The sequence below is a fragment of the Bacillus sp. SIMBA_074 genome, from assembly GCF_046534555.1.
In the GTDB taxonomy this organism is placed as follows: domain Bacteria; phylum Bacillota; class Bacilli; order Bacillales; family Bacillaceae_G; genus Bacillus_A; species Bacillus_A mycoides.
In genome coordinates, this window is the sequence record NZ_JAWRYM010001289.1 from 1 (window position 1) to 233 (window position 233).

1 protein-coding gene is annotated in these 233 nt (G+C 40.3%); it reads right to left on the bottom strand.

Annotated features, from left to right (window positions below; genetic code table 11):
- A partial coding sequence (locus SB773_RS34860; RefSeq protein ID WP_410595145.1) for a hypothetical protein occupies positions 1–205 on the bottom strand: 205 nt, incomplete at its 3' end.
- Positions 206–233: the final 28 nt, after the last annotated feature.

Below are 233 nucleotides of genomic sequence, written 5' to 3' on the forward strand. Positions count from 1 at the left end.
GTCCAAACCTGTCAGTAAATCGTTGATTGCTAACCCGTCTACTCATTTTGCTATTGCAATTAGGGCACAAATGCTGCTTTTTGCCTTCAATAGTCCAAGTGTAATGTTTCTTATTAAAACCTATGCCACAAACATCACAGCGCCTTGGTTTAAACATCGCACCGAGAATGACAAGTACAACGAACCCACCAATTAACCATTCCATAAAATCCCTCTTAATGAAAAATCCCGCG